The sequence below is a fragment of the Nocardia wallacei genome (assembly GCF_029868745.1).
GTDB classification, from domain to species: Bacteria; Actinomycetota; Actinomycetes; order Mycobacteriales; family Mycobacteriaceae; genus Nocardia; species Nocardia wallacei_B.
This window is the reverse complement of sequence record NZ_JARWOP010000280.1, coordinates 1-18,365: the sequence shown is the minus strand read 5'-3', so window position 1 is coordinate 18,365 and position 18,365 is coordinate 1. Positions and strand designations below refer to the sequence as shown.

Annotated in this window: 20 protein-coding genes; 10 read left to right on the top strand and 10 right to left on the bottom strand. The window is 69.2% G+C overall.

The genetic code is table 11. The annotated features are described in order from the left end of the window. Window positions 1–142 precede the first annotated feature (142 nt). Window positions 143–781 (bottom strand): DUF305 domain-containing protein, encoded by a 639-nt coding sequence (locus QH470_RS25125; protein WP_280274803.1) that lies wholly within the window; start codon window positions 779–781, stop codon window positions 143–145. An 86-nt stretch (window positions 782–867) separates the two neighbouring features. Then, the gene (locus tag QH470_RS25120) at window positions 868–1,620 is read right to left on the bottom strand and encodes a DUF6153 family protein (RefSeq protein WP_280274802.1); all 753 of its coding nucleotides are present in this window, start codon (window positions 1,618–1,620) and stop codon (window positions 868–870) included. A 107-nt stretch (window positions 1,621–1,727) separates the two neighbouring features. On the opposite strand from QH470_RS25120, the gene QH470_RS25115 reads away from it, so the two are divergent. The 3 genes from QH470_RS25115 to QH470_RS25105 all read left to right on the top strand — a co-directional run bounded on the left by QH470_RS25115 (window position 1,728) and on the right by QH470_RS25105 (window position 3,745). Next, a complete protein-coding gene (locus QH470_RS25115; protein ID WP_280274801.1) occupies window positions 1,728–3,164 on the top strand; it encodes an MDR family MFS transporter in 1,437 nt (478 codons plus the stop codon). Between the two features lie 10 nt (window positions 3,165–3,174). Next, the gene (locus QH470_RS25110) at window positions 3,175–3,339 is read left to right on the top strand and encodes a hypothetical protein (protein WP_280274800.1); all 165 of its coding nucleotides are present in this window, start codon (window positions 3,175–3,177) and stop codon (window positions 3,337–3,339) included. An 88-nt stretch (window positions 3,340–3,427) separates the two neighbouring features. Beyond that, complete coding sequence (locus QH470_RS25105; RefSeq protein WP_280274799.1) at window positions 3,428–3,745, top strand: nuclear transport factor 2 family protein; 318 nt, start codon at window positions 3,428–3,430, stop codon at window positions 3,743–3,745. A gap of 3 nt (window positions 3,746–3,748) precedes the next feature. On the opposite strand, the gene QH470_RS25100 is transcribed toward QH470_RS25105, so the two are convergent. After that, complete coding sequence (locus QH470_RS25100; RefSeq protein ID WP_280274798.1) at window positions 3,749–4,318, bottom strand: AMIN-like domain-containing (lipo)protein; 570 nt, start codon at window positions 4,316–4,318, stop codon at window positions 3,749–3,751. Between the two features lie 72 nt (window positions 4,319–4,390). Between QH470_RS25100 and QH470_RS25095 the strand changes: the two genes are divergently transcribed. The 3 genes from QH470_RS25095 (at window position 4,391) to QH470_RS25085 (ending at window position 7,415) form a co-directional block, all read left to right on the top strand. Continuing rightward, on the top strand, window positions 4,391–5,542 hold the full coding sequence (locus tag QH470_RS25095) for a class I SAM-dependent methyltransferase (RefSeq protein WP_280274797.1): 1,152 nt from the start codon (window positions 4,391–4,393) through the stop codon (window positions 5,540–5,542). A 131-nt stretch (window positions 5,543–5,673) separates the two neighbouring features. Then, window positions 5,674–6,528, top strand: a complete 855-nt coding sequence (locus tag QH470_RS25090) for a Bax inhibitor-1/YccA family protein (RefSeq protein WP_280274796.1) — start codon at window positions 5,674–5,676, stop codon at window positions 6,526–6,528. A 107-nt stretch (window positions 6,529–6,635) separates the two neighbouring features. Next, window positions 6,636–7,415 carry an alpha/beta fold hydrolase gene (locus QH470_RS25085; protein ID WP_280274795.1) on the top strand — a complete coding sequence of 260 codons (780 nt, stop codon included), beginning with the start codon at window positions 6,636–6,638 and terminating at the stop codon, window positions 7,413–7,415. Window positions 7,416–7,421: 6 nt separating this feature from the next. Here the strand turns inward: QH470_RS25085 and QH470_RS25080 are convergent, their stop codons facing one another. The 4 genes from QH470_RS25080 to QH470_RS25065 all read right to left on the bottom strand — a co-directional run bounded on the left by QH470_RS25080 (window position 7,422) and on the right by QH470_RS25065 (window position 10,771). Beyond that, window positions 7,422–7,760 (bottom strand): DUF1330 domain-containing protein, encoded by a 339-nt coding sequence (locus tag QH470_RS25080; RefSeq protein WP_280274794.1) that lies wholly within the window; start codon window positions 7,758–7,760, stop codon window positions 7,422–7,424. A 103-nt stretch (window positions 7,761–7,863) separates the two neighbouring features. Next, window positions 7,864–9,084, bottom strand: a complete 1,221-nt coding sequence (locus QH470_RS25075; RefSeq protein WP_280274793.1) for an acetyl-CoA C-acetyltransferase — start codon at window positions 9,082–9,084, stop codon at window positions 7,864–7,866. A gap of 72 nt (window positions 9,085–9,156) precedes the next feature. Next, window positions 9,157–10,026: an SGNH/GDSL hydrolase family protein gene (locus QH470_RS25070; RefSeq protein ID WP_280274792.1), complete on the bottom strand. Its 870-nt coding sequence runs from the start codon at window positions 10,024–10,026 to the stop codon at window positions 9,157–9,159. A 262-nt stretch (window positions 10,027–10,288) separates the two neighbouring features. Then, window positions 10,289–10,771 (bottom strand): hypothetical protein, encoded by a 483-nt coding sequence (locus QH470_RS25065; protein ID WP_280274805.1) that lies wholly within the window; start codon window positions 10,769–10,771, stop codon window positions 10,289–10,291. A gap of 194 nt (window positions 10,772–10,965) precedes the next feature. Here QH470_RS25065 and QH470_RS25060 point away from each other — a divergent pair, with 194 nt between their 5' ends. Then, window positions 10,966–12,360 (top strand): cystathionine beta-synthase, encoded by a 1,395-nt coding sequence (locus tag QH470_RS25060; protein ID WP_280274791.1) that lies wholly within the window; start codon window positions 10,966–10,968, stop codon window positions 12,358–12,360. Window positions 12,361–12,397: 37 nt separating this feature from the next. On the opposite strand, the gene QH470_RS25055 is transcribed toward QH470_RS25060, so the two are convergent. Further along, a complete protein-coding gene (locus QH470_RS25055) occupies window positions 12,398–12,859 on the bottom strand; it encodes a DUF4254 domain-containing protein (RefSeq protein ID WP_280274790.1) in 462 nt (153 codons plus the stop codon). An 800-nt stretch (window positions 12,860–13,659) separates the two neighbouring features. On the opposite strand from QH470_RS25055, the gene QH470_RS25050 reads away from it, so the two are divergent. Both QH470_RS25050 and QH470_RS25045 read left to right on the top strand, forming a co-directional pair. Next, window positions 13,660–14,280, top strand: a complete 621-nt coding sequence (locus QH470_RS25050) for a transglycosylase SLT domain-containing protein (RefSeq protein WP_280274789.1) — start codon at window positions 13,660–13,662, stop codon at window positions 14,278–14,280. Between the two features lie 177 nt (window positions 14,281–14,457). Continuing rightward, window positions 14,458–15,378 carry a mechanosensitive ion channel family protein gene (locus QH470_RS25045; RefSeq protein WP_425302774.1) on the top strand — a complete coding sequence of 307 codons (921 nt, stop codon included), beginning with the start codon at window positions 14,458–14,460 and terminating at the stop codon, window positions 15,376–15,378. 55 nt (window positions 15,379–15,433) lie between these two features. On the opposite strand, the gene QH470_RS25040 is transcribed toward QH470_RS25045, so the two are convergent. Beyond that, window positions 15,434–15,781, bottom strand: a complete 348-nt coding sequence (locus QH470_RS25040; RefSeq protein ID WP_280274788.1) for a DUF6401 family natural product biosynthesis protein — start codon at window positions 15,779–15,781, stop codon at window positions 15,434–15,436. 107 nt (window positions 15,782–15,888) lie between these two features. Continuing rightward, window positions 15,889–17,052: an acyl-CoA dehydrogenase family protein gene (locus tag QH470_RS25035; protein ID WP_280274787.1), complete on the bottom strand. Its 1,164-nt coding sequence runs from the start codon at window positions 17,050–17,052 to the stop codon at window positions 15,889–15,891. 69 nt (window positions 17,053–17,121) lie between these two features. On the opposite strand from QH470_RS25035, the gene QH470_RS25030 reads away from it, so the two are divergent. Then, window positions 17,122–18,270: a cystathionine gamma-synthase gene (locus QH470_RS25030; RefSeq protein WP_280274786.1), complete on the top strand. Its 1,149-nt coding sequence runs from the start codon at window positions 17,122–17,124 to the stop codon at window positions 18,268–18,270. The last annotated feature ends 95 nt before the right edge of the window (window positions 18,271–18,365 follow it).

The following is an 18,365-nucleotide window of genomic DNA, read 5'->3' as shown; positions in this document are numbered from 1 at the left end:
AACCCCCTAATTTGACCGCGGGCCCCTTGAGCGGGGGGGGCGCCGCGCCCCGCGCGGCCACAATCATCACCCCCGTCACGGCCCGCTCACCCGCACCCGGGGGGGGTGGCCCGCGGCCCGCCACCCCCGCTGACGCGTGCGCTCAGCCCTGGCCGAGCATGGCCCGCATCTGCTGGATCTCCGCCTGCTGAGCGGCGACGATGCCCTGGGCGAGGTTCCGGGCGTCGGGGTTGACGCCCTGCGCCAGTTCGGTATTCGCCATATCGATAGCGCCCTGGTGGTGCGCGATCATCATGTTCAGCCACATGCGGTCGAACTCGGGGCCGGTGGCGGCGCGCAGCGCGGTCATCTCGTCCTGCGACATCATGCCGGGCATCTCGTGCCCCATCGCGCCCGGCGCGGGCTTGCCGAAGGCCTTCAGCAACTCGGTGAACTGCTGCATCTCCGGCGCCTGCGCGCGCTCGACGTTCGCCGCCAGCGCGATGAGCTGCTGATTCTGTGACCGGCCCGGCACCAGCTTCGCCATGTCGACGGCCTGCGCGTGGTGCGGATACATCATCTGCAGGAAGGTCACGTCGGCGTCGGTGAAGTCGGTGCGGGTGGGCGCGGTCGGGCTCGACGACGTGCCGTGGTGCATGCCGGGCATATCCGACATTCCGGTCGTCGGTGCGCTCGGTGCGGTGGTGGTGTCGCCGGAGTCGTCACCGCCGCATCCGGCGACGAGCAGCGCCACGGCGATTCCGGTGCCGGCCAAGGTGATTCGGGTACGCGAGTGGGACATGTCATTCTCCTCGGAATAGGGGTCGTGCTGAGGTGGGCCGGGAAACCCGCGTCCGCACGCGAGCCGCGCGCCGACGCGGCGGCCCATCAGATCCGCAGAATCGACAATTCCGGTAGTGAGAGCACCGTCCAAGGCGGCGACCGCGCCCCGCCGGACCGCTCGAGCCATACCCGCAATTCGGCCGCGCCCCGCCGCACCCCCACCCAAGCCAGCACCACCAGCCCGAGCCACAGGGCCAGCACCACCAGCACGAAGACACACCCGTGCAGCCCGTGATGCCCGCCCCCACAATCGGCACACCCTGTATCGCCGCCCATCTCGGCGTGCGTCTCCAATACCTGTGCCCGGTCGGACCAATGCTCCGATGAGGCCATGGATTCGATGGCGATGCTCGGGACGCCAGTGTCTACGAGCCCCAGGGTGAGAGTGTGCCCGGTATCGGCGGTGTGTGTGAGTCCACGGACGGCGAAGTGCGTCAGTCCGGGGCGAGTGGAGTGTGTGAGTCGAGGGTTGTCAGTGCGTTCCCGCTCGGCACCGCGCGTAAGCCGGGGAGCGTCGTTGTATGAGAGGTCAGGTGCTGCGACGCCTGTGAGTCCGTGGTCGGTGGTGTGTGCGAGTCCAGGGGCTGCGGTGTATGGGAGACCAGGGGTGGCCATGTGGGCGGGGGTGGTGGCGTGGGCGTGACCGGCGGCGAAGACGACTGCGTGCATCAGTGCGACGCCGGTCAGCAGTACCAGGATGCCGAGGGCGCGGATGTGCCCGGGGGTTCGGGAGAGCGGCGGCAGACCGGCGGCGCGGGGCGGGGCGGCGTCGCCGGTGCTGCGCTGCTGGTCGGTCACGCGGCCCATTGTAGGGGCTCGGCGGCCTATACCCCGTAGCCGTATGGAATAGGCGCGCGCTTCGCGTGTTCGACTCAGTTGTCGAGCCGAGCTGACGGAGGTTGTTCTTGACTGTCGCCACCGGAAAACCGGCCATCGGGCTTCGCTCCGAGCGTGGCGCCATCCTCGCCGCGCTGATGCTGTCGACCTCGCTGGTGGCGCTGGATTCCACCATCATTGCTACGGCGGTACTCACCATCACCGCCAATCTCGGCGGCTTCGCGCAGTTCCCGTGGCTGTTCTCGATATATCTGCTGGCGCAGGCGATCACGGTGCCGATCTACGGCAAGCTCGCCGACACCTTCGGCCGGAAACCGGTGATGCTGTTCGGCATCGCGGTCTTCGCGCTCGGCTCGCTGCTGTGCGGTCTCGCCACCAGCATGGTGGCGCTCATCGTCTTCCGGGCGATCCAGGGCATCGGCGCGGGCGCGGTGCAGCCGATGTCGATGACCATCGCCGGTGACATCTACACCCTCGAGGAGCGCGCCACCGTGCAGGGCTACCTGGCGAGTGTGTGGGCCGCCTCCTCGGTGCTCGGCCCGCTACTGGGCGGCGTGTTCTCCGAATATTTGAGTTGGCGCTGGATCTTCCTGGTCAACCTGCCGCTGGCGGCGCTGGCGGGATGGATGCTGGTCCGTTCGTTCCGCGAGACCGCGCCCCGGCGGCAGCGGCGCAGCGTCGACTACCTCGGTGCGGCGCTGCTCGCCGGTGGCGCCGGCGCCCTGATCCTCGGACTGCTGGAGGGCGGCCACTCCTGGGCGTGGTTCTCACCGATCGGCATCGCGGTGTTCGCGGGCGGCGCGGCGCTGCTGGCGCTGTTCGTGGTCGTCGAGCGGAACGCCGCCGATCCGATCCTGCCGTTGTGGGTCTTCACTCGGCGCATCGTCGTCACCAGTAGCGTGGCCTCGCTGCTCGTCGGCGCCGTCATGCTCGGATTGACCTCGTACGTACCGACTTTCGCGCAGGGCGTGCTCGGAGTGGGTGCGCTGGTAGCGGGCCTGGCCGTGGGCGCGCTGACCCTGGGCTGGCCGATCACGGCCTCGCAGGCGGGCCGGTTGTACCTGCGCATCGGGTTCCGCGGGACCGCGCTGATCGGCAGCGTCGTGGCCGCGCTCGGCGCCCTGTCGACTCTGCTGCTCGGCGCGGATTCCGGGCTGTGGCAGGTGGCGCTGAGCTGCTTCGTGGTCGGTGCCGGGCTGGGACTGGTCGCCACCCCGACGCTGATCGCCGCGCAGACCGGCGCCGAGTGGAGCGAGCGCGGGGTGGTGACGGGCGCCAATATGTTCGCCCGCTCGATCGGCAGCGCGGTCGGGGTCGCGGTGTTCGGCGCGCTGGTCAACATGCGAGTCGGCGCGGCCGGGAATCCCGAGCCCGCGCTGCTGTCCGCCGGGATCCATCTGGTGTTCGCCGGTGTCGCGTCGATGGCCGTCGTCATGGTGCTGGCGGCCGCGGCATTGCCGCGCGACCGGGCCGGACATGCCGCGCCGGACCTGCCCGCGGCGTAGGGTGGGGCGCATGGGACAGTTCGGCGAACTCCTGCACGGCGGCAGATTGCGCAAGGAGAGCGACGACGAGGCGGGCACCGGTGAATCGTTCGAGATCGGTTCGCTCGACCTCGACCGCGGCGTGATCCGGCTGAACCCACGCCCCGAGCCGCGCGGCGAACCCTCGGAGGACTAGTCGCCGCAGGCCGCCCCCGCCACTCGAAGATTGCGGTAAATTTGCTGTCAATCGACCCGTGCGGTACCGGACCCGGAAGGGGACCAGGATGGCCGACCAACTCGATCCCGTGGTGGCGAGGCTCGTGGACGCGCTCAACGCCGGCGACCGCCCCGCCTTCTTCGACCTACTCACCGACGACGCCACCATGTCCGACGACGGCACTGACCGTGATCTGCGGCAATGGGTGCAGAGCGAGGTATTCGACAGCAACGGCCGAATGAGCGTCGAGCCGGACTCCCTCTCCGAGGGCGGCCGCGCCTTCGTCGCCGAGTACGCCAACGATCGGTGGGGCTCCATGCGCACGGCCTGGCGATTCGTCGTGACGGACGGCAAGATCGACCGCTTCGAAACCGGCCAGGCCTGAGGCTCAGCCGGTCGCGATGTCGACGACCAGCCGCCCCGGATTCTCCAGCGCGTCGACGGAGAAGGCGGGCCGCTCCGCGTTCACCCCGATGAACGACTGCGTCGTGCCCTCGAAGACCAGGGTGCGGTAGACGCCCGCGATCCCCGGTGAGCTGGGATCGGTGACCGGATCGGGGCCCTCGTACTGGGGGACCCCGCTGTCCCACGGGTACGCCGAACCCAGGATCTGCACCTCCAGAATCGACTGCCCGGCCACGTCGACCGGCTTGCCGCTACCGTCCTGCACCGCGCGATCGGTGTACTGCACCCGCCAGCCCGGAGTGCCGGTGCCGCCGAGTTCGTACACCACGCGATCGAAACCCGGATGGTGCCCGACGCGCACATTGGTCACGGTCAGCCGTGCGTCGTCCGAGGGCGCGCGCTGCTGCGGACCGGTGGCCGTCGGCGGCGATTCCGGCGCCGCCGCCACCGTCGAGCCCGTGGACGCCGGTGCGCCGGGATCGGATGAACTGTCCGAGCAACCCGCCAGCAGTGCGAGCCCCGCGACCACCGTGAATGCCAGCCTGTTACGCATGAGGCCGATGGTATGCGGTGTTACGGCCGGGGTCGGCGCGACGACACGGCAACGATCTAGCACACTGTAGGAGTGCAGGAGGTCGACGATGTGCTGAGCCGGTTGCGGCGCTATCCGGATGTGGAGGCGGTGAATCTCTACGCGGTCGATGCCGCGGATCGGCTGATCCTGGATGTGGCCCGAGACGCCCTGGCGGCGGCGGGCAGTGGCCGGATCGCCGTCATAGACGACGGCTACGGGGCGCTCACACTGGGCGCCGCCGCGGCCCATGACCTGAGCGCGGTCCGCGTGCACCAGGATCTCCTCACCGGCGAACTCGCGCTGGCCAACAACGCGCGTGCCGTCGGCCTGGCCGATCGATACAGCACCCACGAGCTGGGCCGCCGGCTGCTCGAGGACGTCAAGGTGGTGTTGCTGCGGCTGCCGCGGGCGTTGTCGGGACTGGCCGAGATCGCGGATGCCATTGCGCGCTACGCCGATCCGGAGGTCGAGGTGTTCGCCGGGGCTCGTGACAAGTACCTGACCCCGGCCATGAACGACGTACTGGCCGAGTCCTTCGGGTCGGTACGGGCCAGCCGCGGTCGGCAGAAGTCGCGGATCCTGCTGGCCCGCGACCCCAAACCCGTTGGCAGCCTGCCCTTTCCGGTGCGCAAGCAGCTCGACGAGATGGACCTCGAGGTCGTCGCGCACGGTGCCGCGTTCTCCGGGCCGCGGCTCGATATCGGCACCCGATTCCTGCTCGACCACGTGCGCCGGATGAAGCCGGACGCCCGCGACGCCATCGATCTCGGTTGTGGCACCGGGATTCTGGCCGTCGCGCTGGCGAAGGCGCGGCCGCAGGTCAGCGTGGTCGGCACCGATCAGTCCGCGGCCGCGGTCGCCTCCGCGCGGGCCACGGCCGCGGTCAACGGGGTCGCCGATCGGGTGACGGTGCTGCGCGACGACGCCATGACCGGCGTGGCCGGGCACAGTGCCGATCTCGTCCTGTGCAACCCCCCTTTCCACGTCGGCGCGGCCGTGCACACCGGTTCGGCGATCAAGATGTTCTCCGAGACCGGCCGCGTGCTGCGACCCGGCGGCGAACTGTGGACGGTCTACAACTCGCATCTGAACTATCGTGGGGTGATGGAGCGCTTGGTCGGCAAGACCGATGTGGTGGGCCGCAATCGCAAATTCACCGTGACGCGGTCGGTGCGCGGTTTGTACGACGTTCGGCAGGAGTAGTTCTCCGGCAGTAGAGTCCGCTTTGTCCGATTTTTTGCCCGGTTCGGGAACTTGCGCCCGCCGCGGCACGTTGGATACTCAGAACGGCCACGAGAGACGTGGACCGCGACCTTCGGAAAGGCACGGGAACGGTGCGCACCTCAAGCAACCCGATCTTCAAGAATTTGCCGCAGCAACAAGGGGGTTATGCGGGGTTCGGTTCGGCCGCGGCCGGCGCCGGACAGTTCGCGCAGTACGGGCAGCAGTACCCGCCGCAGGGTTACGAGCAGCCGTACCAGCAGCCCGCGCAGGCCACCCGGCCGATGACGATCGACGACGTCGTCACCAAGACCGGCATCACGCTGGGCGTGGTGACGATCGCGGCGATCCTGTCCTACGCGCTGACCGTCGCCAATCACGCGCTGGCTCCCCTGTTCGTCATCGTCGGCGGACTGGTCGGCCTGGTGCTGGTGCTGGTCGCGACGTTCGGCCGCAAGCAGGACAATCCGGCCATCGTGCTGAGCTACGCCGCCGCCGAGGGCCTGTTCCTGGGCGCGCTGTCGTTCATGTTCACCAATATCGCGTTCGGCGGTGTCGGCGGATCCGGGCTGATCGCGCAGGCGGTGCTCGGCACGTTCGGCGTGTTCTTCGGCATGCTCGTGGTCTACAAGACCGGCGCCATCCGGGTCACGCCGCGATTCACCCGGATGATCGTGGGCGCCATGATCGGCGTCGTGGTCCTGATGCTGGGCAATATGGTCGCCGCGTTCTTCACCCCGGGCGGATTCGGCCTGCGTGACGGCGGCGCGCTGTCGATCGTGTTCAGCCTGGTCGTGATCGCGATCGCCGCGTTCAGCTTCCTGCTCGATTTCGACGCCGCCGACCAGCTGATCCGCGCGCAAGCGCCGGAGAAGGCCGCGTGGGGCGTGGCCCTGGGCTTGACCGTCACCCTGGTCTGGCTGTACCTGGAGATCCTGCGCCTGCTGAGCTACTTGCAAAACGATTAGTAGTCGGCCGCAAGCCGGAACGGGTGGTCACCGAATACTCGGTGACCACCCGTTTTTCGTGCGCCGAGCCGAGCGGTACCCTCGGGCGGCGAGAAAGGGGAACGTTCGTGCCGTATGCCGTAGCGGGGGACGGGGTTCGACTCGCCTACCAGGTGGAGGGCGACGGGTTCCCGCTGTTGCTGATAGCCGGGCAGTCGAACAACCATCACTGGTGGGACGGTATTCGCGACGACTTCCACGGCGCGCACCGCACGATTACCTTCGACTACCGAGGCACCGGCGCCAGCGACAAGCCCGATATCCTGTACAGCACACTGGGATTCGCCGACGATGCGATCGCGGTCTTGGACGAACTCGGTATCGACCGGGCCGATGTGTACGGCACCTCGATGGGCGGCCGGGTGGCGCAGTGGGTGGCGGCGCGGTATCCGGAACGCGTGCGCGCACTGGTGCTCGGCTGCACGTCGCCCGGCGGGAAGTACGGCGTCGACCGCGGCCCGGAGATCCGCGGCCTGCTCGCGAATCCGGCCACGGCGCACCAGGCCCTGCGCGAACTCATGTACACCCCGGCCTGGCTCGCCGCCCACCCCGGCCCCCACCAGACCCTCGGCGACCCGGACATGCCGTCCTACGCCCGCCGGCGCCACCTGATCGCCAGCCACCGCCACGATGCCTGGGAAGTGTTGCCGGACATCACCTCTGCGACACTGGTCGTGCACGGCAGTGACGACCGCTTCAACCCCGCCGCGAACGCCCCCTTGCTCGCCGACCGCATTCCGGCCGCCGAACTGCACCTGATCCCGGGCGCCAGGCATGCCTACTTCGAGGAATTCCGTTCCGACGCAAGCCCTCTGGTCCGCGACTTCCTCGCCGCCGTCCGGCACTGACGACCATCAGTCGGCCAGCAGGGCCGCGGGCAGCACGTCGGTGGCGACATGGTCGTCCCCGCAGTGCTCGGCCAGCACCGCGACACCGACCGCGTTGTCCGTCCGCAGCGGCAGAATGTCCTGGTACTCCGGCGACGCGTACCAGGCTTGTGCGGCAGCGTAATCCGGGAATTCGATCACGATCACCGAGCCGTTCGCGGGCCCCTCGGCAACCAGCTGGCGCCCGCCGTGCACGATGAACTTTCCGTCGAACGGAGCGAGTGTCCCGTCGATTCGCCGCAGATATTCGACGATCTCGGCATTGACGTCCACATCGTGCAGATGGGCTACGGCATAGGCGGTCATCTCGGGCTCCTTCGCGTAAAACTCCGGTGTCTCCGATGATTCCGCCCCGGCACACGAAAGGCGATTACCCGACGGGTAATCGCCTTTCCGCGGCGCTCGAACGTCAGCTCAGGCGCTCGATCACCATCGCCATGCCCTGGCCGCCGCCGACGCACATGGTCTCCAGGCCGAACTGCTTGTCGTGGGTCTGGAGGTTGTTGATGAGCGTGGCGGTGATGCGGGCGCCGGTCATGCCGAACGGGTGGCCGAGGGCGATCGCGCCGCCGGACACGTTCAGCTTGTCCAGATCCATGTTCAGCTCGCGCGCCGAACCCAGCACCTGCACCGCGAAGGCCTCGTTGATCTCGTACAGGTCGATGTCGCCGATGGTCTTGCCGGCCAGCTTCAGCGCCCGCCGCGACGCCTCGATCGGGCCCAGACCCATGATCTCCGGCGACAGACCCGACACGCCGGTGGACACGATGCGCGCCAGCGGGGTCAGGCCCAGTGCCTTGGCCTTGGTGTCACTCATGATGACCAGCGCCGCCGCGCCGTCGTTGAGCGGACAGGCGTTACCGGCGGTGATCGTGCCGTCCGGGCGGAACACCGGCTTGAGCTGCGACACCTTCTCGTAGGTGGTGCCCGGCCGCGGGCCGTCGTCGGTGGACACGACGCTGCCGTCGGGCAGCGTCACCGGGCTGATCTCGCGCTCGAAGAAGCCCGACTTGATGGCCTCCTCGGCGCGGTTCTGCGAGCGCACGCCCCAGTGGTCCTGGTCCTCGCGGGAGATGCCGGTGAACTGGGCGACGTTCTCCGCGGTCTGGCCCATCGCGATGTAGATGTCGGGCAGTTCGTCGTTCTCGCGCGGGTCGGTCCAGCCGCCCGAGCCGCCCTCGGCGCGCTTCACGGTGCGCGCCTCGGCATCGGCGAACGCCAGGTTGTGGGTGTCCGGCCAGCCGTCGGAGGTGCCCTTCGGGAACCGCGACACGGTCTCCACACCGGCGGAGATGAAGACCTCGCCCTCACCGGCCTTGATGGCGTGGAAGGCCATCCGGCTGGTCTGTAGCGACGACGAGCAGTACCGGTTGAGCGTGACACCGGGCAGGAAGTCGTAACCCAGATGCGTGGCCACCACCTTGGCCATGTTGAAGCCGGCCTCGCCGCCGGGCTGTCCGCAGCCGAGCATCAGATCATCGATGTCGGCGGGGGCCAGCGCGGGGACCTTGTCCAGGGCGGCGCGCACCATCTGTGCGGCGAGGTCGTCCGGGCGCATGCCTACGAGCGAGCCCTTGCCCGCGCGGCCGATGGGGGAGCGGGCAGCGGAAACGATGACGGCCTCTGGCATGAGGACTCCTTCGTCGGGTGTCGAACAACCAAGCGGCTGTTCGGTACACAGGTACGGAATTCCCTTCCGAATCTACGTCGCACCGATCGGGCTAGGAACACCCGGTATGCCCGTATCCCGCCGATCCAACTCCCGCAGCAGCGCGGGCAGTAGGTGGGCGGCGGCCAATTCGTACCCGGCGGCCGAGGGATGGAAGCCGTCCGCGGAGAACAACACCTCGGGCGTGGTGCGGAAATCGTGGCCGAGCAGATCGCCCATCGGGACCGGGCTGCCACCGGCGGCCCGGGTGGCGGCGACCTGCGCCCGCGCCAGCCGCACGCTCCACCCGTGCACCACCGTCCGCAGCGGCTGCGGAATCGCGACCACCGAACCGAGATCCGGGCAGGTGCCGACCACGACCACGCTGCCCGCCGCGCGCAATCGCGCCACCGCCGACCGCAGCCGCTGCGCCGAGCGCAGCACCGAATGCTTCTTGGTGACGTCGTTGGCGCCGATCAGGATCACCGCGGCGTCCGGCGGCGGCCCCGCGACGAACATCGCGTCCACCTGTCCCGCAAGGCCTTTCGAGGTGGCGCCGGAAATGGCCTTGGTGCTCAGCCGGATTCGCCGCCCGGTCGCCTCGGCCAGCCCGCGCGCGATCCGTACGCCCGGAACCTCTTCCGCGGTGCGGCAGCCGACACCCGCTGCGGTGGAGTCGCCGAAGACCATCAGGTGCAGATCGAAAGGTATTCCGGTGCGCCATGATTCGGGCGCCGCGCAGCCCGCCGTGTAGACGCCGTCGGCCTCGGGCGGCTTGGTGGTGTCGCGGCCGATCACCGTCCGCGCGGCCTGCGCCTGCTGCATCAGCAGGCGGTACGCCGCCCACCACGCGGTCCCGGCCCCGGAACCGGCCGCCACGGTGGCCGCGCCGGTCACCGCCAAGGTGCGCCACGTTCTCGCCACGAAACCACACCACCCTCCACCACACGATCGTTGTATGCCTGCGTATATCGTGCCGGATCGGTCGAGTGTGAGCACCTGCCTGCGACGGATGTCCCAGTTGCTCCACCGACGCGACACCGATCGGGCGGATTCCGGCGAGAAAGCATCGATAGCGCCTTCTCACACGCAGGCATGGTCGCCGGGGCGCGGTCCTCGTCGGCTCGGCGGTGTGACCGTGTCGTGACTGCCTGTGGTCAGCAACGGCTCAGCGTGTGCGCCGGGCTTATTCGCCGGGCGGCGGAGGCGGCGGGCCCGCGACGTCGAAGGCGCCGCGCGAGGGGATATTGAAATTGGACGTGGTGGTCGTGACCTCGATGTGGCCCGCGCCGGTGTCCTGGAACTGCGCGTACAGGATGCTGCCGTAGATGCCGGAGACCACGTTCAGCCGGTACTCCCCGGCCGCGCCGGTGGTGGTGTTGTGCCAGGCGACCGTGGTGTCGACATTGCACAGCGGCGCCAGCGGATACTGGCCCGGCCCGAAGCCGGCGACCGGTAGCGCCTGCACGTTCACGATGGCCCGGCCCGGATAGTCGGGACTGGTGTCGACCCAGGTCCGGATGTTGCCCCAGCAGAAGCCGCCGTAGAACACACTCGGTGTCTGGGGGAATTCGACGGTCTGCGCGCTCGCCGGGGCGGACGTCGCGATCGCCGTCGCGGCCCCGAGGGATCCGAGCACGACGGCGGCGGTGCGGGCGGTCTTCGGCATCCTCACCGGGCCGATGATATGGGTAAACCGGGCTCCCGTCGCGGGGCAGGCCGGAACTCGCCGACGATGTTCCCGATATCGCCCGTTCCGGTCGCCGTCGGCCCGGGGCAACCGCCACGCCGTCGACCGCCTCCGGGCACGCCCAGCCCGGAGGCGCGGGCAGGCGCGGGGCGCGGTTCTGCAACGATGGGCGTATGCGCATCGCGAACCACGTCGTCGACTTGATCGGCAACACCCCGCTCGTTCGATTGAACTCCGTGGTGGGCCCGAACTCCGGCCTGGTGGCGGCGAAGATCGAATATCTGAACCCCGGCGGCAGTTCCAAGGACCGCATCGCGGTCAAGATGATCGATGCCGCCGAGGAGCAGGGCCTGTTGCGGCCCGGCGGCACCATCGTGGAACCCACCTCGGGCAACACCGGCGTCGGCCTGGCGCTGGTCGCCCAGCAGCGCGGCTACCGGTGCGTGTTCGTCTGCCCGGACAAGGTCAGCGAGGACAAGCGCAACGTGCTGCGCGCCTACGGCGCCGAGGTGGTGGTGTGCCCGACCGCCGTCCCGCCGGAACATCCCGACAGCTACTACAGCGTCTCCGACCGGCTGGTGCACGAGATCGAGGGCGCGTGGAAGCCCGACCAGTACTCCAATCCGGGCGGCCCGGACAGCCACTACGAGACCACCGGCCCCGAGATCTGGCGCGACACCGAGGGCACCGTGACCCATTTCGTCGCCGGTGTCGGCACCGGCGGCACCATCACCGGAGCCGGCCGGTACCTCAAGGAGGTCTCGGGCGGGAAGGTGAAGATCGTCGGCGCCGACCCGGAGGGCTCGGTCTACTCCGGCGGCACGGGCCGGCCGTACCTGGTCGAGGGTGTCGGCGAGGACTTCTGGCCCAGCGCCTACGACCCCGCGATCCCCGACGAGATCATCGCCGTCTCCGATGCCGACTCCTTCGACATGACCCGCCGCCTGGCCCGCGAGGAGGGGCTGCTGGTCGGCGGCTCGTGCGGCATGGCGGTGGTGGCCGCCCTGCAGGTGGCCGAGCGCGACCCGGAGGCGGTCGTGGTCGTGCTGCTGCCCGACGGCGGCCGCGGTTACCTGTCGAAGATCTTCAACGACCAGTGGATGAGTTCCTACGGTTTCCTGCGCTCGCGCCTGGACGGCAGCACCGCCGAGCCGACCGTCGGCGACGTGCTGCGCGGCAAGTCCGGCGCCCTGCCGGATCTGGTGCACACCCATCCGTCGGAGACGCTGCGCGACGCCATCGAGATCCTGCACGAGTACGGCGTCTCCCAGATGCCGGTCGTCGGCGCCGAACCGCCGGTGATGGCCGGGGAGGTGGCGGGCAGCGTGTCCGAGCGGGATCTGCTGTCCGCGGTCTTCGAGGGCCGCGCCCACCTCACCGACCCGGTGTCCAAGCACATGAGCGAGTCGTTCCCGCTGATCGGTTCCGGCGAACCGGTGTCGGCCGCGACCAAATCGCTGGAGTCCACCGACGCGCTGATGGTGGTCGAGGACGGCAAGCCGATCGGCGTCATCACCCGGCACGATCTGCTCGGCTTCCTGAGCCGGTCGGGCCTGCCCGCGCGGTAGTCCCGAATTCGCTGGGGCGCAGGGCTTCTCGAACCTGTCAGGCCGAGCGCATCCGCTGACGCAGCCGGGGTTGCCCGTGCAGCACCTCCGCGACCAGATCGCTCCAGTCGTCGGCGAGCGCGGCCAGCCGGTACCAGGCGGTGTGCACGCGCGCGTCGGAAACGTCGGCGGCGGTGTGCAGCAAGCGATTCGCGTGCACCTGGGCGGCGGCGAGACGGTCCACGGCGCCGCCCAGCGACTCCGGGAACAGTCCGCGGCCGACCCGCGGCGGCCGCAGCGTCACGCTCACCCAGTTGTCGATGGCGGCGACGAGTTCGGCTCGGGCACAATCTATTTCGGCGGCATGTCCGGGCTGGTCGTGACGGCGCAGATGTAACTCGGCGAGCGCGCGGGCCCAGCGCACCATCGGGTGGGCGTCCGGATCGTCGCCGAGATGGCCGCAGAACGCGGCCAGCAGTTCGTGCCAGTCGGGCAGCGGGGTCGCCTCACGCGGGGACATGGCGAGCCTCCCGCGACTGTGGCTCCGGCGCCGCGGCGATCGGGTGCACCGGGAAGCCGAGGCGTGGGCGCAGCGGATATGCGACATGGGTCGGGGAGTGACAGGCTTCGAACATCGGTACCTCCGGCGGCGTTTGCTGTGCACCCGGCGCGGAGTCCGCGTTCGTCGTGACACCTCCGGCATCGGGTGTGCCAACAGCTTGCGCTTTCAACCTTGCCGCAGCGGTGACGCCGAGATGGCGCTTGGATGACCGGTCGTAACAAGGTGATGCGCACGGGCGCGACGCGGGTTGTGAGATCGCGCGGGTTACCTCTCGGCACAGTCACCGAACGGTCACAGACCGTTACCGAGACGTGCTCCGATGGCCCGAAATGGTCGCAAAACGGCAAAGTCCAGCGCGACACGGCAAATTTTTCTGTGACCCGCGGCACGTGTTCGTGACGGATAAATCGCCAGGTCAGAGCGTTATAGCCGGTGTGGATCGAAGCCGCGCGGACGTAGCGGCACCATTTGTTCACTTTCAGTTCAGTTTACGTTAACCTACCGCAATCATCCTGTGACCTCGTCGGTAAATCGCGACCTCGCGTCCGAAACAGTACGAGGAGTTGGTCCACCCGCCGGGGCTCACCCGGCAGCCACCGAGCCGGGTCGTGCCGACGGGGAATGCGAATCCCCTTCTCTCATAACAAGTCTCACAACAGCATGCAGTGCGTGGGTGAGCCGTACCCGGCGTCGCCTTGGTGCCGCACTGCCTGTCGCAGGCCGGCGACGGCCGCAACCAGAGTAGGAAAACACCGCGCATGTCGAAGAAATCCATCGAGAGCAGCAGAGCCAAGGCGGTCGCGCGCACCGCCGGATCCGCCACCCTGGCGCTGGCCGCCTTCGCCGCCGTGACGTCCGCGGGCGGGCACGGGACGGCCGAGGTGCAGCCGGCCGCACTGGCGTCCACGATTGCCCAGACCGCCGATAACGCCCCCGCTCCGGCCGCTCCCGCTGCCCCGGTCGAGGCGGTCGCCGCCGCGGCCCCGGCCCCCGAGGCCGCTCCGGCTCCGGCGCCCATGCCCGCGCCGCTGCCGCCCCCGCCGCCGGCCCCCAGCTACCCGGACAACCTGGACGGCTGGATCCACCACGCGCTGGACATCATGGCCGCCCGCGGCATTCCGGGCAGCTACGACGGCATCTACCGCAACATCATGCGGGAGTCGACCGGCAACCCGCAGGCCATCAACCTCTACGATTCGAACGCCGCGGCGGGCATCCCGTCCAAGGGCCTGCTGCAGGTGATCGACCCGACCTTCGCGGCGTACCACGTCGAGGGCACCCCGTTCGATGTCTGGGACCCGGTCGCCAACATCGTCGCCGCCTGCAACTACGCCGCGCACCGCTACGGCTCGATGGACAACGTCAACTCGGCGTACTGATCGATCCGCCGCTCGGCACAATGCGATAACGCATCGTTATCGAGATGGCAGCAAAATGTACGCAAACACCCGATTCGAATGATCACGCCGGGGTACAAACGTCTCTGTAGCAGTTCTGGCAAACAGTTGGAACAGCCGAGATAGCGGAAGGGACGGCCGCGCGTGTACACCTCCAGTTTGGCTATCGATTTTCAGCAGGGCATGTCCAACGCGTGGAGCGCCATCGCGACGTTCGTGCCCAAGTTCGTCGGTTTCCTGGTGGTGCTGGCCATCGGCTGGATCATCGCCAAGGTCATCGCCAAGATCGCCGACCGGGTGTTGCGCCGGGTCGGGTTCGACCGGCTGGTCGAACGTGGCGGGATCCAGAACATGCTGGCCAACAGCCGGTATGACGCCACCGACATCCTGGTGAAGCTGGTCTACTACGCGATCCTGCTGATCGCGCTACAGATCGGCTTCGGGGTCTTCGGTCCGAATCCGGTCAGCAACATGCTCAACGGCATCGTGGCCTGGCTGCCGCGGGCCGCGGTCGCGATCATCATCGTGTGTGTCGCGGGCGCGATCGCGCGGGTGGTGATGGACCTGATCGGCAACGTGCTCAGCGGGCTGTCCTACGGCCGCATGCTGGGCCGGCTGGCGGCGGTGTTCATCTGGGGCGTCGGCATCATCGCCGCCCTGAACCAGATCGGCGTCGCGACCTCGGTCACCACGCCGATCCTGATCACGGTGCTGGCCACGATCGGCGGCATCCTGGTCGTCGGCATCGGCGGCGGCCTGATCCGGCCCATGCAGCAGCGCTGGGAGGGCTGGCTGGACACCGTCGAGGGCGAGATGCCGCAGTTGCGCGGCCATGCCGAGGCGTACCAGCGGGGCAGGGAGGACGCCGCCCGGCAGCGTGAGGGCGTCGCCACCCGCCAGGAGGAGTGGGCGGGTTCCCCGCGGCCCGGCGATCAGTGGTCGCCGCAGACCAGCGGTGCGGGCTACCGGCCGGAGACCGGCGGCATGACCGAACCGGGCTACGGCGGGCAGAGCGGCCAGGGTTACGGGCAGGGATACGGCGAGGCGCCGGGGTACGGCGATCCGCAGTCACCGCGCTGAGGCGACAACCGAATAGTTCGACAGGGCCTGGGCGGTCGCGGAGTTCCGCGGCCGCTCAGGCTTTCGCGTGGGCGAGCACGCACACCGCGGCCAGCCGCAGCTGCAACCATTCGGCGGCCGCCCAGCCGGCGAGATCGTACGGGGCGCGCAGGCCGCCGCGGCCGGTATGTTCCAGCAGTCCGCGGGCGTAACCGGCGAGCAGTACCCCCGCCGGCACGGTCGCCGAATCCCGCACACCGAGATCGAGAATGTCGCGGACGGCCGCGGCATGCTGATCCAGGGCCGCCGACACCGCGGGCAGTTCCTTTGCGGCGACGAGCGCCGGAACTCCGTGCGTCTTGTGCAGGCGGTTCAAAGTCTTGCGCGCCGACACTTCGAGCAACGCGGAGCCGAGCAAAAACACTTGCTTATGCTAGCAATCATGCAGCTTTCGCGGCAGTGTGACCTTTCACTCGGAAACTTCTGCGAGCAGAGCTGATCTGTGGCAATTCGCGTTTCCGGAAATTCTTGTCAGCGAAAGGCTTTCGATCCGGTGAGGGCCTCGCCGAGCACCAGTTGATGCACCTCCGCGGTGCCCTCGTAGGTGAGCACCGATTCCAGATTGTTGGCGTGCCGCAGCACCGGATAGTCGAGGGTGATGCCGTTGGCGCCGAGGATGGTCCGGCATTCGCGGGCGATGGCCAGCGCCTCGCGCGTGCTGTTCAGCTTGCCCGCGCTCACCTGCTCCGGCCGCAACTCCCCGCGATCTTTGAGGCGTCCCAGATGCAGCGCCAGCAGCGTGCCCTTGCCCAGCTCGACCGCCATGTCCGCCACCTTGGCCTGGGTCAATTGGTACGCCGCCAGCGGCTTGTCGAAGACCTCGCGGGTACGGGCGTAGTCGATGGTGGCGTTCAGGCAGTCGCGCGCCGCGCCGAGCGCGCCGAACACGATGCCGAACCGGGCCTCGGACAGACAGGCCAGCGGCCCGGCGAGGCCGTGCGCCTCCGGCAGTACCGCGTCGGCGGGCAGCCGCACCCCGTCCAGGTCGAGTTCGGCGGTGATCGAGGCGCGCAGGGACAGCTTGTGCCGCATCTCGCGCGCCGTGAAGCCCGGTGTGCCGGCGGGCACCAGGAAGCCCCGGATGCGTTCCTCGGTGCGCGCCCACACCACCGCCACGTCGGCCACCGAGCCGTTGGTGATCCACATCTTCGATCCGTCCAGGACCCAGTCCGCGCCGTCGCGCCGGGCGCGGGTACGCATGCCGCCGGGATTGGAACCGTAATCGGGTTCGGTCAGCCCGAAGCAGCCGATCGCCCGCCCGGCCGCGAGTTCCGGCAGCCATTGCCGCTTCTGCTCCTCGGAGCCGTACTTGTGGATGGCGGTCATCGCCAGCGAGCCCTGCACCGACACCATGCTGCGCACGCCCGAGTCCACCGCCTCCAATTCCAGGCAGGCCAGCCCGTACTCGGTCGCCGAGGTGCCCGCGCAGCCGTAGCCCTCCAGATGCATGCCCAGCAGGCCGAGCGCGCCCAGTTCCGGCGCCAGCTCGCGGGCCGGGAAGACGCCGCGTTCGAACCAGTCGGCGATATGCGGCCGCAGGCGCTGCTCGCCGAACCGCCGGACCGTCTCGCGGATCTCGCGTTCGGTGTCGCTGAGCAGGGAATCGAGGGCGAACAGCTCGTCTACGGTGGCCATGAACGCACAGTATCGGTCGATCGGGTTCCCGGGTCCGGGCGGCCGAGCCGCCCCTTCTAGGCTGGCACCATGACCGACGATCAGCTGGGGTTCTCCACACGCGCCGTGCATGCCGGGTTCGATCCGGATCCGCAGACCGGCGCGGTGAACGTGCCGATCTACGCGAGTTCGACCTTCGCCCAGGACGGCGTGGGCGGACTGCGCGGCGGCTACGAGTACGCGCGCACCGGCAACCCGACCCGCACCGCGCTGGAGGCCAATCTGGCCGCGCTGGAATCGGGCCGGTACGGGCGGGCCTTCTCCTCGGGGATGGCGGCCACCGACTGTGTGCTGCGGGCGGCGCTGCGGCCGGGTGATCACCTGGTCATTCCGAACGACGCCTACGGCGGCACCTTCCGCCTGATCGATAAGGTGTTCACGCACTGGGGAATCGAGTACTCGGTGGCGCCGGTATCGGACCCCGACGCGGTGCAGCGCGCGCTGCGGCCCAACACCAAACTGGTGTGGCTCGAGACGCCGACCAACCCGCTGCTGAACGTCGGAGACATCGCCGCGCTGGCCGATATCGCGCACGGCGGCGGCGCGAAACTGGTGGTGGACAACACCTTCGCCTCGCCCTACCTGCAGCAGCCGCTGCTGCTGGGCGCCGACATCGTGCTGCACTCCACCACCAAATACCTCGGCGGGCACTCCGATGTCGTCGGCGGCGCACTGGTCACCGACGACGCGGAACTCGATGCCGCGTTCGCCTTCCTGCAGAACGGCGCGGGCGCGGTGCCCGGCCCGACCGACGCGTTCCTCACCATGCGCGGCGTGAAAACCCTTGCGCTGCGCATGGATCGGCACTGCGACAACGCCGAGACCCTCGCGGAGTTCCTCGCCGAGCACCCGAAGATCCAGCAGGTGATCTACCCGGGCCTGCCGGAACATCCCGGACATACGGTGGCGCAGAAGCAGATGCGCCGCTTCGGCGGCATGATCTCGGTGCGGCTGCACGGCGGACGGCAAGCGGCGCACGACTTCTGCGCCCGCACCCGGATCTTCACCCTCGCCGAATCACTGGGCGGGGTGGAGTCGCTGATCGAGCATCCGGGCGCGATGACGCACGCCTCCACCGAGGGTTCGGAGCTGGAGGTGCCGGCGGATCTGGTGCGGCTGTCGGTCGGCATCGAGGACGTCAGCGATCTGCTCGCCGATGTCGAGCGCGCCCTCGGCTGAACCCGTATAGCCCCGAATACACGACGGGGGCCCCCCCCAGGTGTTAGGCGGGGGGGCCGCGGCCGGGGGCGCCGCGGGGCGGGGGGGGGGGGTGC